The 20,806-nt window shown below is 35.8% G+C and carries 12 protein-coding genes; all 12 read right to left on the reverse strand.

Features of this window, described 5'->3' with window-relative positions; all coding sequences use genetic code 11:
- Nucleotides 1-2: 2 nt before the first annotated feature.
- Nucleotides 3-3,140, reverse strand: coding sequence for a T9SS type A sorting domain-containing protein (locus NTX22_12090; GenBank protein MCX6151260.1), 3,138 nt, complete (start codon nt 3,138-3,140; stop codon nt 3-5).
- Between the two features lie 128 nt (nt 3,141-3,268).
- Complete coding sequence (locus NTX22_12095; protein ID MCX6151261.1) at nt 3,269-4,723, reverse strand: glycoside hydrolase family 130 protein; 1,455 nt, start codon at nt 4,721-4,723, stop codon at nt 3,269-3,271.
- Between the two features lie 69 nt (nt 4,724-4,792).
- Entirely contained in the window at nt 4,793-6,085 is a 1,293-nt protein-coding gene (locus tag NTX22_12100; protein MCX6151262.1) for a hypothetical protein, read from the reverse strand.
- 33 nt (nt 6,086-6,118) lie between these two features.
- Nucleotides 6,119-7,021 (reverse strand): glycoside hydrolase family 130 protein, encoded by a 903-nt coding sequence (locus NTX22_12105; protein ID MCX6151263.1) that lies wholly within the window; start codon nt 7,019-7,021, stop codon nt 6,119-6,121.
- Between the two features lie 59 nt (nt 7,022-7,080).
- A complete protein-coding gene (locus NTX22_12110; GenBank protein ID MCX6151264.1) occupies nt 7,081-7,890 on the reverse strand; it encodes a carbohydrate ABC transporter permease in 810 nt (269 codons plus the stop codon).
- Entirely contained in the window at nt 7,891-8,751 is an 861-nt protein-coding gene (locus NTX22_12115) for a sugar ABC transporter permease (protein MCX6151265.1), read from the reverse strand.
- Nucleotides 8,752-8,791: 40 nt separating this feature from the next.
- Nucleotides 8,792-10,075: an extracellular solute-binding protein gene (locus NTX22_12120; GenBank protein MCX6151266.1), complete on the reverse strand. Its 1,284-nt coding sequence runs from the start codon at nt 10,073-10,075 to the stop codon at nt 8,792-8,794.
- Between the two features lie 11 nt (nt 10,076-10,086).
- On the reverse strand, nt 10,087-11,751 hold the full coding sequence (locus tag NTX22_12125; GenBank protein ID MCX6151267.1) for a hypothetical protein: 1,665 nt from the start codon (nt 11,749-11,751) through the stop codon (nt 10,087-10,089).
- On the reverse strand, nt 11,752-12,780 hold the full coding sequence (locus NTX22_12130; GenBank protein MCX6151268.1) for a PorV/PorQ family protein: 1,029 nt from the start codon (nt 12,778-12,780) through the stop codon (nt 11,752-11,754).
- 149 nt (nt 12,781-12,929) lie between these two features.
- Complete coding sequence (locus NTX22_12135) at nt 12,930-16,187, reverse strand: hypothetical protein (protein ID MCX6151269.1); 3,258 nt, start codon at nt 16,185-16,187, stop codon at nt 12,930-12,932.
- Between the two features lie 99 nt (nt 16,188-16,286).
- On the reverse strand, nt 16,287-19,010 hold the full coding sequence (locus NTX22_12140) for a TonB-dependent receptor (protein ID MCX6151270.1): 2,724 nt from the start codon (nt 19,008-19,010) through the stop codon (nt 16,287-16,289).
- Nucleotides 19,011-19,176: 166 nt separating this feature from the next.
- Nucleotides 19,177-20,806: T9SS type A sorting domain-containing protein (locus tag NTX22_12145; protein ID MCX6151271.1), on the reverse strand; the 1,630-nt coding region annotated here is incomplete at its 5' end.

Below are 20,806 nucleotides of genomic sequence, written 5' to 3' on the forward strand. Positions count from 1 at the left end.
ACCTACTTAAGAATTATGAATTTCTTTGTGTCAGAATAATTGTTGGTAGTTAACCGGTAAAAATAAATTCCGCTAGGAAAATTACCGTTGGTTATTGACCAGTGACTATTGTACCTGCCTGGTGGTAAATCTTCGTTAGCTAATGTTGTTATTTCATTGCCCAATACATCATAAATCTTTAGAGTTACATGGCTGAATGCCGATAACTGATAACTGATAACTGTGTTTGGGTTGAATGGATTAGGATAATTCTGGTATAATATATTTTCCCCTGGAATATTAACAACAATTGATTCTTCAACAGGAGTTACCGATTTATACAATTCCTGGATCTGCGGATAAGATAAAGCGAAATTATAAATTCTTATTTCATCAAGCACACCTTTGAAGTCGTAATTATTGTTGTTTGGAAGAACTTGTCCGATGGTCAGATCATAACTCGTTGGATTGATGGAACCGGAGAAAGAAGTAAACGCATCAAGCTCGCCATTGATATAGAGTTCATAATCAATGCCGTTATAAAGACAAGTAACATAATAAAATTTTCCGGAAATCAATTCTGTTTCAGAATCCAAATCCTTAACGCCAACATTAGTTCTAAGTGTCCAGCGGATTCTTTTATTAGTTATAGAAATTTTCCAACGGTTTTCCCAGTTTCCATGAGAGATTGGATATTGTTCACGGTCGTAAAATTGTCCAACCTTTATCCAAATACTTACAGTTATGCTTGATTGAAAATTCAATCCTGAGTTGTTTGCAACTTTTATATAATTGTCTATTCCGTTAAAATCGTAAGCGCCGTTTGAATTGCCGAAATAATCATTCGTTAATTTTGCACCGGAAACATTCCCGTTATTATTATTTCCGCTTGCATCATTTGCGTTCCCGTTGAAAGGAAAATACAATACCAGATTACCGGTTTGTGTATTTGAGAAATCTCTGACTTCAATCCCGATGCTATCCAGAGCTTCTCCACCGTTTATATCAGTTACAACGCAGTTAATAAAATAATTCCCGGGAACCAATGGCGCTATCCAGGAGATGACAGAATCTTTGCCAGTGATTGTACCAAAGTTGGCGCTCCAATTATATGATAATGAGTCTCCATCCTGATCAATTGCACTGCAAACAATTTTTGTATCTGCTCCAAGATCAATTTTTCTTGGCGAGGCTTTAATCTTATTAATTCTTGGTGGATTGTTAATTAAAAATTTCACCTGGATTTGAACTGATGAAGTATCTTTTCCACCTTTGCCATCACTAACAATGCATTGAATTGTGTAAAATCCCTCGGTTGCAGGTGCCGTCCAACTTATAATATTAATATCCCCGGTTCCGGAAATACGTCCACCAGTTGCACTCCATTGATATACAAGAGTATCAAGCTCTTTATCAGCAATGGTGCAAAATATTTTTGTGGTTGAATTAAAAGTTAGAATTGTTTTTTCGGCTGATAAACTTTTTATTCTCGGTGGATAATTGGATACAACATTGCCAGAGTTGCAATCAATCACCACTCCGTTAACCAAAGTTTGATTTAAATAATTAGTAACTGTTCCACCGGAAGGTATAATTACAGCTAAGACAGCCGCATCCGAAGGAATTGTGAGAAGAATTTTTCCAGTTTGATTGGTAAGTAAAAATTTATTTGTTACTGCATCGTAAACATCGTGCTGTCCAATTCCTATATTAAACTCAACTAATTTTTCAACATCGTAAGGATTATAGAAAAGAAATGTTGGATAAGCTGCATTGTGGTAGTAATCTGTTTTTAAACAGTCAAGCTTCAAAATCTTTTCAACATTTGTTGTATCAATTATTCCACCAAGAATCCCAACGTGAGAGGAACTGTAAAGTGAAAGATTAGTGGCTGACCATCCTCCATCAATTGCATCGCCGGTTGCATAGGGGCTAGTTGAATATTTACTTTGACGAAGGGCTTCGTGAGCAATATAAGAATCAGGATCAAACTGTTTCGCCCATTCTTCACTATCCTGCTTAACATCCGGAAGATACTTAGGATAAAATAATCTTGCAGCATTTGCAGCATTAAGAACCCATTTGCCAATTGCTCTCGCAAATCGATCATCATATCTAACCAAAGGAACCAATGCACCAATTTGTTGGATGGTATTCATAAGAAATGCATAATCGTTTAATCCATTCACTTCGCCGATCAATCCATAAATATCATATCCTCCCCAGTTGCCCATTATCGTCCCCCAGTCCCGGTTTAGATAATTGCTAAAACACCAATTTATAATTTTTTCCGTGTTATAGTTTGTACCAAGCTCAGCGTTCATTCTTGCGGCAGAATATGCACCGTAAGGTAGTTGAATTTCATATGAAGGATTGTAGTTAAGAGAATTTAAAAATTCCAGAGCCAGCTCAGAACCAATTCTATATTTTTCATCTCCGGTTTTTATATATGCATTGTAAAGAATCCATGCAATGGCTCCGGATGCTTCCGGTTCACGAACTCCGCTATCCAGAGGTTTCATTTCTCTTAAATTCCATGCCCGATAATTCATATTGGGTACAGTCCACGGTGTTGTGCTTCCTCCCATTTTGTTTACAGCTTCCAGCCAGCGATTTGCAATGGAAGTAAATTGAAAATTGAAATCGCCGGTATTTGGATAAAGATAATTCAATTGATAGAAAAAAACATTTGGCATTGTTTCATACCACCAATCATCACCGCTGCTGGCTGAGGGGGAATTTAAATAAATCATTTCTCCGTTCATTTTATTAAAGAACTCTTCACACATCAAAACCCAATTATATCCGTTCTGATTACTTTTGTCTATCCCGCATAAACTTGCACCAATAACTGCCGGTAAAAGATTAATGGTTTCTGCTGAGTTGGGATAAATTGTTCCAACGTAACTATGCAAACCAAAGCTATTATGTTCCGGATAATTGATTGTATTTTGAAATATCTGTACGAGTGGAAGATATTGACCGGACTTTGTTAAATCGAAAACAAAAGAATCGTAATCACGAGAAACTTCTTTCCAATCTCTCATCACATAAGGGGCTGGCTGCTTTGGCATCAATTCAATCTTTGGAATATTTATTTGCTGAGAGAATAGTACTGATGTAAAAAGAACCAATCCATATATTATATATTTTATTTTCATATCAATACACCCTAACCTGGACACATCGAATCCTCCAACATTCTAAATAATAAATTGGAGAGAGTTAAAATTTAATTCAACATTATAATTCATTTTTATCTTAACGAATCAACGAATAGTTACTACTTTCACTTTTTTTTTAACTCGGTTAACAATTCATTTAAATTAACCAATGCAAAAGTGCTCGCTGAATCTGACATTGCATAAGGAATTATTAATTGATCATTTAATATCTGTCCTCCACAGCTATAAACAACATTTGGAACGTAACCTTCCCGTTCATCTTCATTTGGACTAATCAATGGTTCCTTAAGACGACCAATAATTTTTGTCGGATCGTCTTTATCCAGCAGGAGAGCACTTATACAGTACTTTCTCATTGGTCCAACCCCATGTGTTAAAACAATCCATCCTTCCTTGGTTTCAATCGGAGAACCACAATTGCCAATCTGCACATATTCCCAGGGATAACTTGGGCGTGCAATTAACTGCTTGGTTTGCCAGAAGTAAAAATTATCTGAAAACATTATATAAAGGTTTTCGTTATCCTGCCGCGAAAGCATTGCATACTTTCCATTTATTTTTTTAGGGAACAAAGCAAACCCTTTGTTTTGAACAGCATCACCTGTTAAAATCTTAATACTAAAATGCAGAAAGTCTTTAGTTTCCAGTAGCTGCGGATAAATCATCTTCCCATCATATGCGGTATAAGTACCGTAAAAAGTTTTTAAACCATCATCGTGTTCAAATTCCACAAATCGTACATCCTCCATTCCATTACTCTCCGAAGGAGACGTAGGAAATATCACTCGCTTAGAAATATCATCTTCTTTAGAAAAGATAACTTCATAATTAGATTGTGCAATAGCACGAATATTCTTTATCCACAATACTCTTCTCACAGTATCTAATGTTTTCTTTTTGGATTCAGTCTTCAGGATTTCTTCTAATTCATTGAAAGTAAAACTACTTTGAAGTGAACTCATTATCTGTTCTACAAATTCATTGCTAATATCTGTATCGAAAAGTTTATTCTGAAAAATATATTTGTTATAAACAGGGTTTTGTATTTCTTCCGGTAGAGTAACATATGGAGAGGGGTCATCAATCTTAATGCTGTAATCTTCAGTTATTATTCCGCTTCTAAAAGTGATTGATGAAATATGTCCTTCGCCGGTAGCACGTAAACTAAGTATAAATCTTTTGCTTCCTTTTTCAGTTCCTGTTTGATCCGGATGCCAGATCATTGATGGATTAAATAATGCAGCAGATTCGAATGAGTACTCGCTGGAAAAATAAGCTCCGAGTAATTGTTTTCTGTTTATCGATATTTCGTCGTTGGTATAAACATAATCTTTAAATTGATCGAACCTATTTAAAAATAAATCTAATAGTTTACTGTGTCTGCCTATAGATTCTTTTTTTACATTTTCCAGCTCGCTATTAACTTTTTCTTCAGTTAATGAAAGCACTCGTGCAAATATTTTAAAGATTCTTTCTTTATCAATTATCTGAAATGGTCTGAACAGTACTCTTCTTGGATCTGGTTTTATAAGCACACCGGTTCTTTTTAATTGAATCATTAATTTCACTCCGAATTATCATTTTTAAGTTTTTAACAAATTTTTCTTTCAAAAAGTTTTTTAAAGTATCTAACGGATTTTTTCTTTTAAATAATCTTGTATAATCCTTTTAGCAATTTTATCCTTTTCAATTACAGAAAGAGATAAAAGAGCTTCAATGGTGGATTCAGCACCCGAATTTTTATTCACTTCTTTTTCGCTGATAATTCCGTCAAAACAAATTCCGTTTTCCGCTGAGTACATTGCTAACTTAGCCGGGTTATCTCCAAAGAGCCATAATGCCAGTTTTCCGGCAAGTTCTGAATATTGTTTTTGCTTTGTAACATTAGCAGCTTCTATACAAGCAAAAATCATCGGTCTGATTCCATATGCAATCTGCGAAAACTTTTTTGTTTCCTTCAATTTTGTTTTCTTACCTTTTTTATAAAGGGAAAACTCATTCACATATTTTGAATTGAGGAGATAATTGTAAAAATAATTTATTTCATTAAGGGCAGCCTTTAAATATTTTTGCCTTTTAGTAATCTGGTATGCGGTCAAGAGAGCGTAGGATTGGCTGTTCCCCCATGCATGCCAGGAATTTTCCCAGCTAAGAATTGCATAAAATGGAAAATTATTTTTGTCACCTTCCTGCATTAATAAAATGCCATCACATAAATTATTAATTATATCCAACACATCTGGATTTCCAAATTCCTTATAATATGATGAAAGAGCTATAACAAGAACACTTGCCTGATCGGATGCAAATTCAAATGGAAGCCAGGTCGGGCGATTAAATCCATCTAAGTTTTTTATCTTTTTTGGCTCAGATAAATATAATTTAATTTTATTATAGGATCTATTAAGTGCCACTTTTAACTTTTCTGCCAATTCCCCATTGGAGTTTTTAAATACATTATAAGCTTCAGTTAAAGCCCACACAGCACGCCAGGTCCACCAATTAGGTTCTGCAACACTTGTTTTATAAGTTTTATTAATCGAATAGTCTTGCCAGATAAAGTTGCAGAAATAACTATTTTCTTGCTGCATATACAAAACAAACTCGATTAAATTTTTTGCCTTAACCAAATTCAAAGTGTCACTATACATTTTATAATATTTCAAATACAAGATAGCGGCTCGCGCTGCATCATCAACGCAGGCTATTCCTTCATCTTCATCCTTTACCCAATTATAATCAGGGTACTCACTATAAATATGAATAATGCCCATCGTCTTGCCATTAACATTTATTTCCTGGTAAAGATGATCGAGATGATTGGTATTTACAAGTTCATCGCTGGTTAGTTTTAGACCGAAACAATAATTATTAACTGTAACCAGGAGCAATAGCACAAAGGATGATAAAAATCTTTTCATATAAATTTTCTTGTAAAAATTAAAATTTATAAATTACTTGCAAACAGATAAAAGATAGTCGACTGAAGTTTCAGCTAAGCAAATATTTGTGTCGGCTCCCGAATAGTAAATTTTTACATCACCATTATCTTCAAAAATCCAACCCGAAGAAAACACAACATTGTTAACATCTCCAATTCTTTCATAATCAAATTCAGGAATGAGAATTGGTTCCTGTGACTTACCTTTAACAAGCCATGGTTTATCCAATTCAAGTAAAACAACACCAAGTCTGTATGTAGAAGAAATTCCGAAACCACGCACTCCATGATAAAGCATCAACCAACCGTCTTTTGTTTTTACGGGTTGACTTGATGAGCCGATCTTATCGTTTTCCCAGGTACCATATTCCGGCTCCAATAATACTTTAAATCCACCCCAATGTAAAAGATCTGTGCTTTTACTTATCCAAATATCTTTTCTATGTTCAGCGGTTGGGCGATCTACTTTCCAATAAACACCTCCGACTTTTTCCGGGAACAAAGCACAGTCTTTGTTTGATGGTTCAGAAATAGAACCGTGAATTGTGAAGTGAATAAAGTCCTTTGTTTCTGCAAGCATAACCAAAGGCATGTATTTGGAGTAACCGGTGTACGTTATAAAATAAGAATTTCCAATTTTAGTAATACGAGCATCTTCAATTCCCCACTCCACGTACGCACCCCATTCTTTATGATCACTTGGCAATAAGGTTGGATGATCATCCACATCAAATTTGTATCCATCATTGCTGATTGCTTTAACAAAAGCTGATCTTCCATTGGGCATTTCTATACGGCAAAACAATAAATACTTATTATTAAATTTTACTGCGCCAGGATTGAATATACTATTAACTTTGAATGGAACATTTTCTTTTGTAAGAATTGGATTGTTTAAAAATTTATTAAGAGTCATGATTTTTAGAAACCTTATGTTTAAATCTGCAAATTGAATTTATGTGTGTTATTATTTCATTATTCTTTCAAGCCTGTAGAAGCCATGCTTTGGATAAAATATTTTTGGAAGAATGCATATGCAATTACAATTGGCAGAGCTAACATTGTGGCTGCCGCAAGTTTAACTCCAAGCTGCGATTCTGCTCTTCCACCAACCGCAAACAATGTTACAAGCTGCGGTAATGTCATAAGGCTCTCATCCCGAATAACAATGATGGGCCACAGAACTTCATTCCACGAAGACATAAAAGTTATTATTCCAACAGTTATAATTGCAGGAATTGAATTTGGATATAGTATTCTGAACAAAATTGTAAAGTCATTGCATCCATCAATACGCGCAGCATCAATCATATCCTTTGGAATGCTTTTAAAATATTGACTAAACATAATAATCGATAATCCGTTTACAAGATATGGAACAATGAGAGCAAAATAAGTATCCACCCAGGTAAACTTAACCATCAAGATATATTGCGGAATTAAAGTTATCTGGAACGGCAATGTCATCGTAAAGATTATGATGTAGAAAAGTGCATTCTTTCCTTTGAACTCAAGATGAGTTAAAGCATACCCAATCATCGAACCAAAAATAATTACACCAAATGTAATTGTTAAAGAAACAAATAAGCTGTTCAGCAAAGAACGCGTGATTGGAATTTTATCAACAACTTGAGTATAACTATTTAGAGAAATTGAACTTGGTAAAAATGATAAGTTGGCAATCTGGTTTTCAGGTGCAAGCGATGCCATCACCATCCAATAGAACGGATAGACAAAAATAAGCGCTCCTAAAACTAAAACAACATATATTAAAAGTTTTTTCATTTACCTCGTTCCCTTCTCAACATATCTTTTCTGAATTACAATAACTATCAAAATTATTCCAGCAAAGAAAAATCCCATTGTTGTTGCGTAACCCATATGATAATAGAAGAAGCCTTGTTTATAAATATAAAGTACAGCGGAGAGAGTGCTATTCAAAGGTCCGCCGCCAGTCATTACATATGGTTCAATGAAAAGAGAAAAACCTCCGATGGTTGACAAAATTACTACAAGGAACATAGTTGGATTTATCATTGGTAATGTAACATACCGGAATTTCTGCCAGGCAGTGGCTCCTTCCATATCTGCCGCTTCATAAAGATATGCTGGAACCGTTTGCAGCCCAACTAAAAATAAAACAATATACAGCCCAACATTTTTCCATGTTGCCATTATTGCAATTGAAGGCATCGCAGTACCTGGATCAACTAACCAACCAACTTTACCTAATCCGATACTTGAAAGCATCCGGTTAAATAAACCAGTCTCATATCCATAAAGTTGCTGCCATAAAATAGTAACAACAACACCAGAAACTATAACAGGAAGAAAATAAGCTGCACGAAAGAAGCCAATAAATTTAACCTTCTGGTTAAGCATAACCGCAAAAAAAAGTGCAGCAATAATCTGAAGTGGAATATGTATTGCTAAAAAAATTATCGTATTTAAAAGTGAACGGAAAAATACAGCATCATTTATTAACCGGTAAAAGTTTTGTAACCCAACAAACTTCATTGGGGAAATTATATTCCATTGATGAAACATCAATACAAAAGAGAAAATTACCGGAAACGCAATAAACGTTAGAAAGAAGATTACGTAAGGAGCAATCATAACATATGGAATTATTTTTTTCTCTTTCATTTTATCGAATCCAATATTTTATCAGCACAGATGAAATACATTATTTTAATAGTAAAAGACTTGCGGCTTTTGCCGCATCATTCACTGCTTCTTCCGGAGATTTTTTTCCATAAACTACACATGCTTCATATTCCTGAGATATTGCATCAAAAACTTCTTTTAGTACAGGACAGCTATCTGGTCCTTTTACATACTTTGCCTGGATTGCAAAATTCATCATCATTGGAATTTTGTTAAAGTAATCTAAGAACATTTGATTTGAAGTTAAGTCTTTTCGCCTGGGCAATTGATTTGTAGTTTTCAATAATAAAAAATCACTTTCTGCACTTATTAAATGACGAAGGAACTCCCATGCAAGCAGCTTGTTTTTGCATGTATTAAAAATTACAATATTCTTCGTGTCACCATAAGTATAACTTTTTCCGGTAAAATTATCGGGCACCGGCAAAGAAGTAAAATTAAATTGAAATCCCTGTGGCTTGAAGCGGTCTGCATGAATAATTTCCCAGGGACCAGTGAACCGAGTAGCAATGCTGCTTGATAAGAATGGATCCTGTCGTGCAGAAATTCTTTCTCTTGGAAAGTAATCATTATCGAACAATGATTTTAAGAACGCAAATGTTTGTACGGCATATTTATTATTGAAAGCTACTTTATTATCTTTAATCAATGGCGCACCGCCGGAAGCTGCCAGGTAGAATGGATAAAAATCAAATAGTCTTTGCCACCAGGTTTCTATAACTTCCGCATAACCAATCCATTTACAATCAGTCTTACCTTGTTTAATCTTCTTTGCTGCATCTATAAATTGCGAGTACGTTGCTGGAGGATTTGAATAACCAACAGCATTAAAAACTTTTTGATTATAAATCAGCATTATCGGATTAACCTTCCACGGAATCTGATAGATGTGTCCATCAGATGAAGTAACTTCTTTTACTACTTCGCTGTCACATCGCTGATAAATGAATTCAAGAAATCCTGGAAGTGAATCTAATGCAATAAGCCGCCCAGCGCGAGCATATAACTCAACATCACCTTGCCACATATTGGAATAAATATCCGGAGTAGTTCCGCCAACAACAGCAGCAAGAATTACTTCTTCGCTCGATTGCCCTTCCGGCACAGGCTGAAATGTAACAGGTTTATTTGAGTGTTCTTTATTCCACTTTTCAACAATCAATTTTGCAAAAGTAATTTCATCAGAATTGTTGGAAGCCCAATAAAGAATTTTATTATCTTTTCTATCGCTCTGCTTGCTGCAAGAAAGAAATAATAAAACGAGAACTGCAATATTTATTGTTACTAATAATCTTTTCATCATTATTCAATTTTTCAATTCCAGAATTGCCATTCAAAATCTATTGTGGGATAGACAGGGCGAACGAAAGTCCCGCCTTTTTTAACAGAATATATTTCAATGGTCTTCGGATTATATTCATCGCTTACATTTATTTGCTTTAGAACATCTTCGTTGATTTTTATTTTATGTTTCTGTTTAAGAACTAAAACTCTATTTACAATTTTTTTGGTATACTCATAAACATAACAATCAGTCCAAACATCTTTCTTCACTTCATCAAATGATTTTGGACTTCCATCTTTATCAGAATATTTTTTCAAATTGTCCTTGTAGTATTCTTTCATGCGATCATCAGAAATTTTAATTGAGTTTGCAATTTCAAGCTTCATCTTTGAATAAACCACTTTATCTTTCCACCATTTAAGCTGTACTTCTACGTCAGGATCTTTATCATACTTACCTTTAATTGCAAGCTGGGCGAGAATGTTATCACGAACCATTCGCCAAACAACACTTTGAAGTGAAGCAAATAAACCTTTGTGAGATTTTAAATCGAAATGAATATACGGTTCACGATTGGTATACCAATCTAAAAAGTTTTTTAATGTGAAATTCCCGCTTTTAGTTTTAACGAGAACTTCATCGTTATATTCAGAAATGTTTTCCAACTCCAGTTGTTTCTGCACTTTGATATTCTTTGTCAAATTCCATTCATCATAAACCTTCGGAGCTAACAGTTTTTTACCAAGAAATGCTTTTAAAATATTAAAAGTATTCCGAACGATAATTCCATTATTTTCAATTAGAAGTTTCTTAACCATAACATCAGAAGCCGAATCAGCTTTTAGTTTGGTTAAATATTTTTCTATACTGTACTTTAAGTCATTCTTTTGAGATTCTGTGGTAATAACATTGCGCCAGAGGTTTTCAATTTTTACTATATACCAGCCATCATTAGTTTTTATTGGAGTAGAAGGTACACCAAGCTTGATAGAATCTATAACCGAAGCTAATGCTGGATTTGTTTTTTCCAACTTATATCTGGTCGTTTCTAAATATCTATCTCCGTAACTGATGGAATCTGAAAACTGTTTTACAAAAAGAGAATCAAATGGAATTCCGTTTTTTATCAAACTGAATTGCTCTTTGATTTCATCAAAAGATGACTTAAAAATCCATTTCAATTGTAAATCAATTTGCTCTTTTTCTACTGCCCGTTCAATTTCCAATGAATCAACTTTAATTTTATTCCAGATCCGTTCACGGTATAATTGTTCGGTAGCCAGATCATTTTTTATATCGGTGAGAAATAATTTTACATCCGGTAGTGTATCGAGTCTTTTTGAATATCCATCTAGCGCAAGAAGTTTTTCGTAACTCATATATTCAACAAATCTTTCCCGTGAGTCTTTCTGTCTTTTTATGAATGCAGGACCAAATTCATAACCATTAAGAAACTCTTCGGCTGTAATCTCAATGTTCCCAACCTTAGACACAACAGCAGAATTTAAAACTTTATTTACATCGTACGGTTTTACTTCAGTGGTATCAATCTGAAACGCCGATAGATAATTAGTACATATTAAAAATATTATCAAGAGCAATTTCCGTGCGTTTCTTGGTGCCTTGGTGCCTTGGTGGTAACTTTTTTTTAAAATCCAAAAGGAAAGATAATCTTTTGCCGTTTTTCTTTTCATCTAAAATTTTAATCCAAGTGAAAAGAAATGTACAGCTTCTAATCTTCCAAAATCTCTGTAGGCATAATCAAACTGAACTGCAGCTGAACCGAACAATTCTTTTGAAGCAATTCCAACTCCCAAAGATAAACCACCTTCAGCTTTATCTAAAAATAAGGATTGCCAACCTCCTCTTAAAAATAAAATTTCGCGGTAAGATACTTCTGTTCCTGTATTCACACTCTCGTAATTATTGTTTGGGTGCAGAGCATCGAGAGCAACTGTCCATTTAAAGTCATCAGAATTAACAACATTGGTTGAAACTCCAATTTGAAATGAAAGCGGTAAATCCCAGGAATCCATCTCAACAGTAAATGGAATTCGTTCATTCGATCCTTGTTTAGTGTCATCAACTCTGCCAAATTTCCGCGTATCTCTTCCTGTTAATTGAAGCGAAGTACCGAAGTTTGAAATTGATGCTCCGATTACCATTCCATTCAATAAATCAGTTTTGAAAGTTGTACCAGCATCAATTGCAAAACCTACTGCGCTTTCATGCCAAATTTTCTGCTGGATATATTTTGCGGTAAATCCAATTGCAAACCTATCAGTCAAAATATGCGCATAAGAAATACCCAAGGCTATATCGCTTGCGCTAAAATATTCACCGGTTCCTTCAGGCAATTCTACAGTGCGGACTTTCATATCCGGCATTGTTAGTGATGTAAAACTTAAACCAATATTTCCAAGGCTTCCGAGTGGAATTACAAGCGCAGCGTAATCGAAACTTGTTTCGGCAATCCAGTTAGTATGAGTAACTGACAATTCACCTTGTTGAAGATTTGAAATGCCAGCGGCATTCCAATATAATGCAGTTGCATCGTTAGCAAGACTTACAAATGCACCTCCAAATCCAGTGGCTTTTGCACCAACAGGAATTTCAAGGAATGCTGCAACGGTTGTTCCCGACTTAGAAACATTTTTATTCTGCGCTGTAGTTTGAACAAACAGTAAAACAGAAAGAATGAAAACAATGTATAGTTTATTCATATTAAAGTCCTCACCCTAACCTTCTCCCAACTCGCCTTACTTTGTGTGCGAATTGGGAAAGGAATTTCTATTGAGTTAATATTTTAAAAAATAAGTTTCATTTAAAAAAAATTTTATCAATTTTTTCCTCTTTCCGCTGGAGAGAGGATTTATTTTATTATTGCAAAACGGTCTATGCGCGTTCCAATTCCAGGCGCATCAACGTGATATACATAAACACCATAAGCTATATCCATTCCATCACGCGAAACAAGATTCCATGGTTCCTGCCCATCAGTTAAATTACTATCGTGATTAATTTCCTGAACCAGTTTGCCACTTAATGAATATATTCTAATTGTACATTTAGCCGGCAGATGAATAAATTGAACTCGTCTTTCACCTCTTCCAACAGATGAAGTCTGAGCTTCCCAGGAAGCAGCACCAACATAAGGATTAGGAACAACAGCAATTTTTTTCAAATCATCCTTAGCTTTACCATCATTAAAGCCTGGCGCCTTTGCAGTAAATTCAACATAATCACCAGTGCGGAAAGGTTTCTTTGTAGAAAGTCTATAAACATCTCCGGGTTGCGGCGCTTTTTGATTCGCTTGAGAAATTGTTGTATCAGGTTCAAATGAAACCGACCAGCTTGCACGCATATCCGCAAATTTTTGTGCTGGTTTACCGGATGAATCTCCAAATACTATAAATACAGCATCATATGCATTGAAGGACGAATCTGCCACTGTATTTTTGCTTACATCGCCATCTCTGAATATAAATTGAAAATGATCGATGTTCTCAGTAAGATTCTTAACAACAATATCAGAAAGTTGCGGCTTACTAAAACCAGTAGCAGGAAAAGATAAATCTCCGGCGGCTTTTTCCTTAAATACAATTTCAAAGTCGGCTGGATAATCCACTTTTTTCGCCTGGTAAGCCGGAGCATAGCGCGTATCAAAACCGAGGCGAACCACGTAATTACTACTTCCTTTTGTCCAACCTGAATTAGTTTTATCAATCATAGTTGAAGAATCATTGCTGATCACTGTAGAAAAACCATCGATAACAAGAGTTTGTTCTTCAGTTCCGGTTATTCTTTTAAGTTGGATGATTGTATCATTTCTGGTCTTATCAATCAACCGGTAAGATGGATGAGTATCGTTATTAAATTTGGATTTATTAAAGAACTCAACCCGATAGTCATGATTATCTTTAAGCGAATCCGGATCAACAATTTCAAAGTTTACATCTCCGGTAGCGGGACCAAATTTTTGTTTGTTCAACAGGTCAGGTTTTACATATCCAGCCGCAGGAGCGCGTGGTGTAACAACCGCAGTATTAATGTCGGTCTTGTATTTTCCATTTATATCTACTTTAATTATGCTTGTTGTTTCTGATGGTGGAATTCCCTGGAACTGTCCTGTAATTGAAGTATCAGTAAAACCTTTATCATATGAAACGACAGCATAAAAATAAGTCTGACCATTTTGTACTGTAGTGTCTATGAATGAATGTTGTAAACCAGTATCGTCGCCAAGATTAAACAAAGCTCCGTTAACATTTACAGGATGGAGACCTTTAACTCCATCAATTAAATCGAATTGAGCAAGCGGTTTTCTAAAAGTTGGATTTCCATAAGCATCAGTAATAAGTTTATCTTCAAGAAAGTTTGCTTCTGTACTACGATAAATTCTGTAACCTTCAAAATTATATCTTTGATAAAAAGCATCAAATGTTCGTTCAGCTCTGTCATCCCAGTACAAAGTTACTCTGCTATCTCCGGAAATGGCTTTTACAATCGGTTTTTCCGGTGGTTTTGCAAACCGGTAATTAGCATTATAAATTTGCTGAACTGTTTTCTTTCTTCTGAACAAATCATCCTTACCTATAGCAAATATAAGCGACATTGAAAATCTTTCTGTTTCACCAGTTTCTTGTTGTACGCCGGTATTAAGGCTGTAAGTGTTCCTTCCAAACAAATGAATGAAGTAAGAAGAAAAATAATTTGCAAGATTTACTCCAATTAACGATTGACCATGAGGTGCCGGCAATGCCGATAGTCCCTGCCAGTTTCGTTCATCATTATTTAAATCGTATGGCGTGTGAGTTGGAAAGATTAAAAATCCTGTTAAACCTAATTGATCAGATTCATCCTTATCTAATAAACCAAAGTTCGGTTCACCTTGATCCGGTTTTCCATTTCCTTCGGAACCATCCAAATCTGCACCGGTGTAACCTTCATCGTAAGGACCAATACCATCAGTACCAACATCATCATTTAATGGTTCACCCGAATCCCATTTATCATTTTTATTTACATCGGTATAAGTGCGCCAGTTGGCATTTTCATCTGCATCCCAGTGCTTTCGCCACGAATAGGTAAAGAATTTTTTAAATTTAAGTGTATCCTGGGAAGGATCAACTATAAACGGATCCTGGTTGATATTTTCAATAAATGTTTTTGCAGTGTTATCTCTTCTTTCATCAGTAAGCCCATCACCATCATTATCTTTATAATCATTGGAAATTCCGGGACTTTCCAGAAATGCATAACCGGAAATTCCCACCGGGCTCCAATTGCCCGGGCTTCCAAACTGAGTAGTTGACCAGGCGTAGGAAATATCAAGCACTTCATCATAATCGCCGGCATTGTTGGAAGAATTGTCGTGCCCGCCGATTCCCCAATCAATATATTGAGCAAACAATGCTTTGGTATAATCGTATGTTCCCATGTTTGTAATTTCATAAAACCAAAAAATTACATCTTCAGCAAGAACCTGCGACCATTGAAAACCTCTTGCACGAACCTGCATTCCCAGTCCGCCTCGTGTTGTATCATTTGCATCCGGATGGAAATTATTTTTTAGAATATATTCTCTATCTTCATTATCATCAAAAACAAAGTAAGATTCCAGATCTGCGTTCTGAACTCCTTTACCAAAAAATCCATTCCATGCTCCATCCCAATCATTCAGTCTATCGGGCCAATGCAGTGGCCACGATGTTGGATCGTTACTTTGTGCAGGGCTTTCTCCATAAGGATTCCGGTAACCAGATAGTGGCCACCAGCCATAGGTTACACCGGTTGCAATATCATGGCGTAGGTACTCATAATAATTTGTTTCAAGCGGATGGATAGTTCTACCTGAAGGATCTTTTGCCTCTGCCTGAACAATAATGGCTATACCATCTACATAAGTATGATTAGTGCCTTTGGGCCATACACCGCTTCGCGATGGCTCGTTTTGCCAATCAGCAATTTCACCAAAATTATAGTAAACGGTAGAAACAAGATTTCCATCCATAAATCCTTTTTTTGAAAAAATATGATTGCCTTTGTTTTTATCAATTACTCTCTGGGCTAAAACTGCTCCGGAAAGAAGAAATAAAAGAGTACTACCGATTAAAATTTTTCTTAGCACTCCAAACCTCCATATAACATTTTTCATAGATGATAATAAATAAAGTAGATGTTCATTTAATATTTTTAATCTTTTTCTTGATCAAGTGCGAGAATTTTTTTAAAAACTAACTGACGCACCAAGGATTATTTGTCTTGGCGCTGAATAAAAATCTGGTCTGGTATAATACTCCTGAATTGTATTTATTCCACGCGGCTGCTGTTGCGCACGGGTCACTTCTAAAGAATAACCTGCTCGTCCTGTATCATTAAATATGTTCAGCTCATTTGCAGTATCAAACAGATTATAAACTTTTAAAAAGACCGCAAAACTGTTATCCAGGAATTTCAAATACTTTGTTACATATAAATCAATATTAAAAACTGCGGGACGAGTATCGCTGTTTTCCAATCCTGTTCTTTGATTTTGAAGCGCTGGTGTATATGGCAAGCCAGAACCTAATCTACCAATAAGACTAGCGATAAAATTATCCGGTTCGCCGTAAGTAACTGTAAAGTTTAATGAGTGCCGCCTATCCCAATCCAAAAGTACAAGCTGTTTGTTAGCTTCTACCGGTGGATTTGCCTGCGCTTTGTTAAATGCATCGTTAGGATCGGAAGCGTTACCTTTTGCGATTTGATAAGTGTAATCTATGTTGGCAGCAAAACCTTCAGAAAATCTTTTATCAAGCGAAATGATAAATCCGCTTACAGCGCCGTAATCCCTGTTAATAAACTTTGCAAACTTTTTAAAATCATTTTTAATATGAATTTCCGTTCCTAATAAATTCCTGATGTCTTTATAATAAGCAGTTACGCTAATTCCAAGAACATCTGTTAAAGCTTGCTGCAAACCGATTTCATAAATTGTTGTACGTTGTGGTTCAAGATCTGCATTGCCAATCATGTTTCCAACAAAATCAGGGAAACTTCCGGTTAAAGGAATTCTGAAATTTGGATTTCGGTACAAAAATTCAAATGGCGGGATCTGAAAGAAATGCCCGTATGAAATATGAATTGCACCCTTATCGGACATTGGATAAGAAATTCCTAAACGTGGAGAGAGCTGATACTTTACTTTAGCTTTCTTAAAATAATTATCAGGGAAAGGAGGCTTCAATGCATCTAATGCGGAAAGGCTATCAGGATATAGAATTACTTCACCATCTGGTTGGAAGTAATCGAACCTTACACCAACGTTAACAATCAAATAATCCAATTCAATTTTATCCTGTATATATCCGGAAAACTGGTAAGGATTGTTTGAGTAAGTATTATAATCAAAATTGCCCGGCTGTGGCAACGTAGGTTTGAAATTGCTTTCTGCATCAACGTGAATTTGAAAATCTTTATAATCAAGTTTGTGTAAGTTTAATTCAACACCGGCTTTTATTTCGTTTAAGTTATCAATCTGCGAAGTTAAATCTAATTTAGCAGTCATTGTTCTTGTTTTATGAGATTGTTGCCAGTTCTCAGTTCCACCAGTTAAAAATGCATTTCCGCTTACATCGCGCAGTCTGGCTGGATCCACATACCCCGGATGGTAACCGGAACCAGGTGAATAATAACCAAGAGAAAGTGGATCTTCCACAACATACTGTTTTGCTTCTGTTGAAAAGTATGAGGCGATCAAATCCATAAAAGTTGCTTTACCAAAAACATGGTTGTAAGATGCACTTCCCAATACTGTTGTTTGAAATTTCTGATAATCACCATCCGGATTATATTTGTATTGATGATTATAATCCTTGTACTTTCTATCCTGGTACATTCCAGATAATGTTAAACCTTTTGCATTGCCAAGTTTAAAGTTTAGTTTGCCTTGCAAGGTATATCTTCTGGAAAAATTCATTGAAACATACTTGCCATCACCGGTTTTAGTTATGTACCAGTTCTTAGGATCGTTAGCAGAAAAATCTGATGAATCTGAGGGATTAAAAATTCTTTTGCCGTATAGAAAGCCGTCATCATACAAATATTTTCCGGAAAGTAGAAAACTAACAACCTTATCCGTACCTGGAACAGGACCGCTCAGGTTCCCTTGAAAATTATAATTATCCTTCGGTGAAATATGATCAACATTCATAAACAAACTTTTTCGGTTAGTATAATAATCACCGGTATAAAGTGAAAAATCCCCGGATAATTTTTCACCTGCAATTTTTGTAACCTGGTTAACCACACCAGATAATGCTTCTCCATATTCTGCATTAAACGTACCTGTAATAACCTGAACTTCCTGAACAGAATTAACTTCCGCAAAAATGGAAGCATCGCCGCTGAATGCATCGTTTACTGAAACACCATCAAGCAGATATTTTACTTCGCTGCTTCTGCCACCGCGAACGTGCCCATCTACAACGCCTGCCTGTAAATTAATTACTGATTGAACATCCTCCAATGGAAGCATAGAAATTTGATCACCGCTTATCTTTGCTTCTGTGGAAGTTAAATCTTTTTGAATAATTGGACGTGCTGCTGTAACGATTACATTTTCTAATTGAATTACCTGTTCACCAAGCTTTATATCGATCTTTGTAGTTTGATCAACAGATACTCTAACATCAGTAATTGTAACAGGGGCGTATCCAATTCCGGTTGCTTTAACTTGATAGACACCAGGCGGGATATTTAAGATAAAATAATTTCCATCCACATCAGTGGAGGCTCCCATTGAGGTTCCGACAAGAACAACATTAATCCCAATTAAAGGCTCATTGGATTTGGCATCCGTAGCTTTACCGGAAATTTTTCCCGTCGTACCGGCAAATGTGTTGCAAATTAAAAATGAAAATAAAATTACGTTAGTAATTAAAAAGCGAATGGTGCATTTAGCACTAAACATAAGCTCACCTGTAAGTTGTAAAATTTATTACATACTTTATTTCTTGGAATAATTATCAAACATATTTTGAAAGAAACATATTTAATTACCGGAAATGAAATTTATATCTATATGACAAAATCAAAAAAAGAAAGCAGGTCGGAAATTAATCCGACCTGCAACTTTATTATTTCAACAAGATCATTTTTCTAACCTGGTTGAACTTACCTGCTTCTACCCTGTAGATATAAGCTCCGCTTGAAACCTTTTCACCACTATTAGTATCGCCATTCCAGATAACGTTATAAACGCCGGAATTTTGTTGGCTGCTAATTAGTGTTTTAACTTCTCTGCCTAGCATATTATAAATCTTAACGGTTACGTAAGAATTTTCAGGTAACGAATAGCTGATTGTAGTTGATGGATTAAACGGATTAGGATAATTCTGTTCAACTGCAAATTTAACCGGAATAATTTTATTCGTTTCAATACCGGTTGTGTTACCTATAACTTTTACTGTTAGATCATCCCAGTAAACCGTTCCTACAAATCTTGAATATACGTGCAGTCTTACTTCCAAGCATTTTGCTTCTGGATCTGTTATTACTGGCCAATCTATATAATATTGTGTCCAGTCAAATGATGTTACACTTGGGAATGTGAAATGCAAGTCTGGTTGACTGCCTACATTATTATATCCATCATTGTTTCCATTGCCCTTAAAGAATGCTGGGGTAAAGCCTACTGACCACGTCTCTGGATATTTTGCCGCTGAATCTGGTACCAGGTTTGCCGCTTTGATCCATACACTTATTCGTAGTACATCGCCAGCTTTTACATTATTTAATTGGAACATATTTCCGGCTGGTGAATTTGTAAGTTTTCCTCCGCCTTCATTCAACAACATTCTTTTTGTTCCAACAAATCCATCCTGCGATCTTCTGCCTGCCGGCATATCGAACTTTAATGACCACTGCCCACTGTGTGCTTCTGATGATAATCTTGTGTTCTCAAAGCCTGCATCTAGTCTTCCATCATTACCTCCTATTGGTGGTAACCAGCACGTCCAGCCTTCTGGTAAATCTACGCCGGTGTTCCAATCCTGTCCAGCCCATGCTCCGCCTCTGCCGATCAAGATAAAATCATCTGCCCACACTGTACCGGTTGCATCTTTTCCACCTACAAATGTTATTATCGTTCTATAGGCATCTTCCGGTAATATTGTCTCGCCTACTCCATTCGTGTCGGCTATCCAACCGCTGCTTGTTGCTGTGCTCTGGTCTATTGGTAACTTTGTTTCTCCTATCAGCGTTCCTGCCTGATTGTAGAATGTGTAGCTTATCCACCACTTCTGGTCATCATTGGCTGGATTGGTGTTTATTCCTTCTGTCTTTACATATCCGCCTATTAGTATGTCTACATTCTTATTATGTGTTGGTGACCAGTAATCGCACATATTGTCACTCTCCCACATTGCAGCTTCTGCTGTTGCTGTCTTCGTTATCTTAAGGCTTCTTGCCATAGAGCGTGATTGATCTGTTACCCATTCTAACTTTGCATTGCCTGGCTCTATCTTATGCCAGTAGGATGGTAACGCATTTTCAAATCCACCCGCCATATTTAAGGTTGGTAATTCTAACTTTTCTACTGTCAGATCATCCCAGTAAACCGTTCCTACAAATCTTGAATATACGTGTAGTCTTACTTCTAAGCATTTTGCTTCTGGATCTGTTATTACTGGCCAATCTATATAATATTGTGTCCAGTCAAATGATGTTACACTTGGAAATGTAAAATGCAAGTCTGGCTGGCTGCCT

It is taken from the genome of Ignavibacteriales bacterium (assembly GCA_026390815.1).
GTDB lineage: Bacteria > Bacteroidota > Ignavibacteria > Ignavibacteriales > SURF-24 > JAPLFH01.

Bases quoted from the DNA above. Each gene is read 5' to 3' on its own strand.
- NTX22_12090 (MCX6151260.1), bottom strand. From the start codon at position 3,140: ATGAAAATAAAATATATAATATATGGATTGGTTCTTTTTACATCAGTA.
- NTX22_12095 (MCX6151261.1), bottom strand. From the start codon at position 4,723: ATGATTCAATTAAAAAGAACCGGTGTGCTTATAAAACCAGATCCAAGA.
- NTX22_12100 (MCX6151262.1), bottom strand. From the start codon at position 6,085: ATGAAAAGATTTTTATCATCCTTTGTGCTATTGCTCCTGGTTACAGTT.
- NTX22_12105 (MCX6151263.1), bottom strand. From the start codon at position 7,021: ATGACTCTTAATAAATTTTTAAACAATCCAATTCTTACAAAAGAAAAT.
- NTX22_12110 (MCX6151264.1), bottom strand. From the start codon at position 7,890: ATGAAAAAACTTTTAATATATGTTGTTTTAGTTTTAGGAGCGCTTATT.
- NTX22_12115 (MCX6151265.1), bottom strand. From the start codon at position 8,751: ATGAAAGAGAAAAAAATAATTCCATATGTTATGATTGCTCCTTACGTA.
- NTX22_12120 (MCX6151266.1), bottom strand. From the start codon at position 10,075: ATGATGAAAAGATTATTAGTAACAATAAATATTGCAGTTCTCGTTTTA.
- NTX22_12125 (MCX6151267.1), bottom strand. From the start codon at position 11,751: ATGAAAAGAAAAACGGCAAAAGATTATCTTTCCTTTTGGATTTTAAAA.
- NTX22_12130 (MCX6151268.1), bottom strand. From the start codon at position 12,780: ATGAATAAACTATACATTGTTTTCATTCTTTCTGTTTTACTGTTTGTT.
- NTX22_12140 (MCX6151270.1), bottom strand. From the start codon at position 19,010: ATGTTTAGTGCTAAATGCACCATTCGCTTTTTAATTACTAACGTAATT.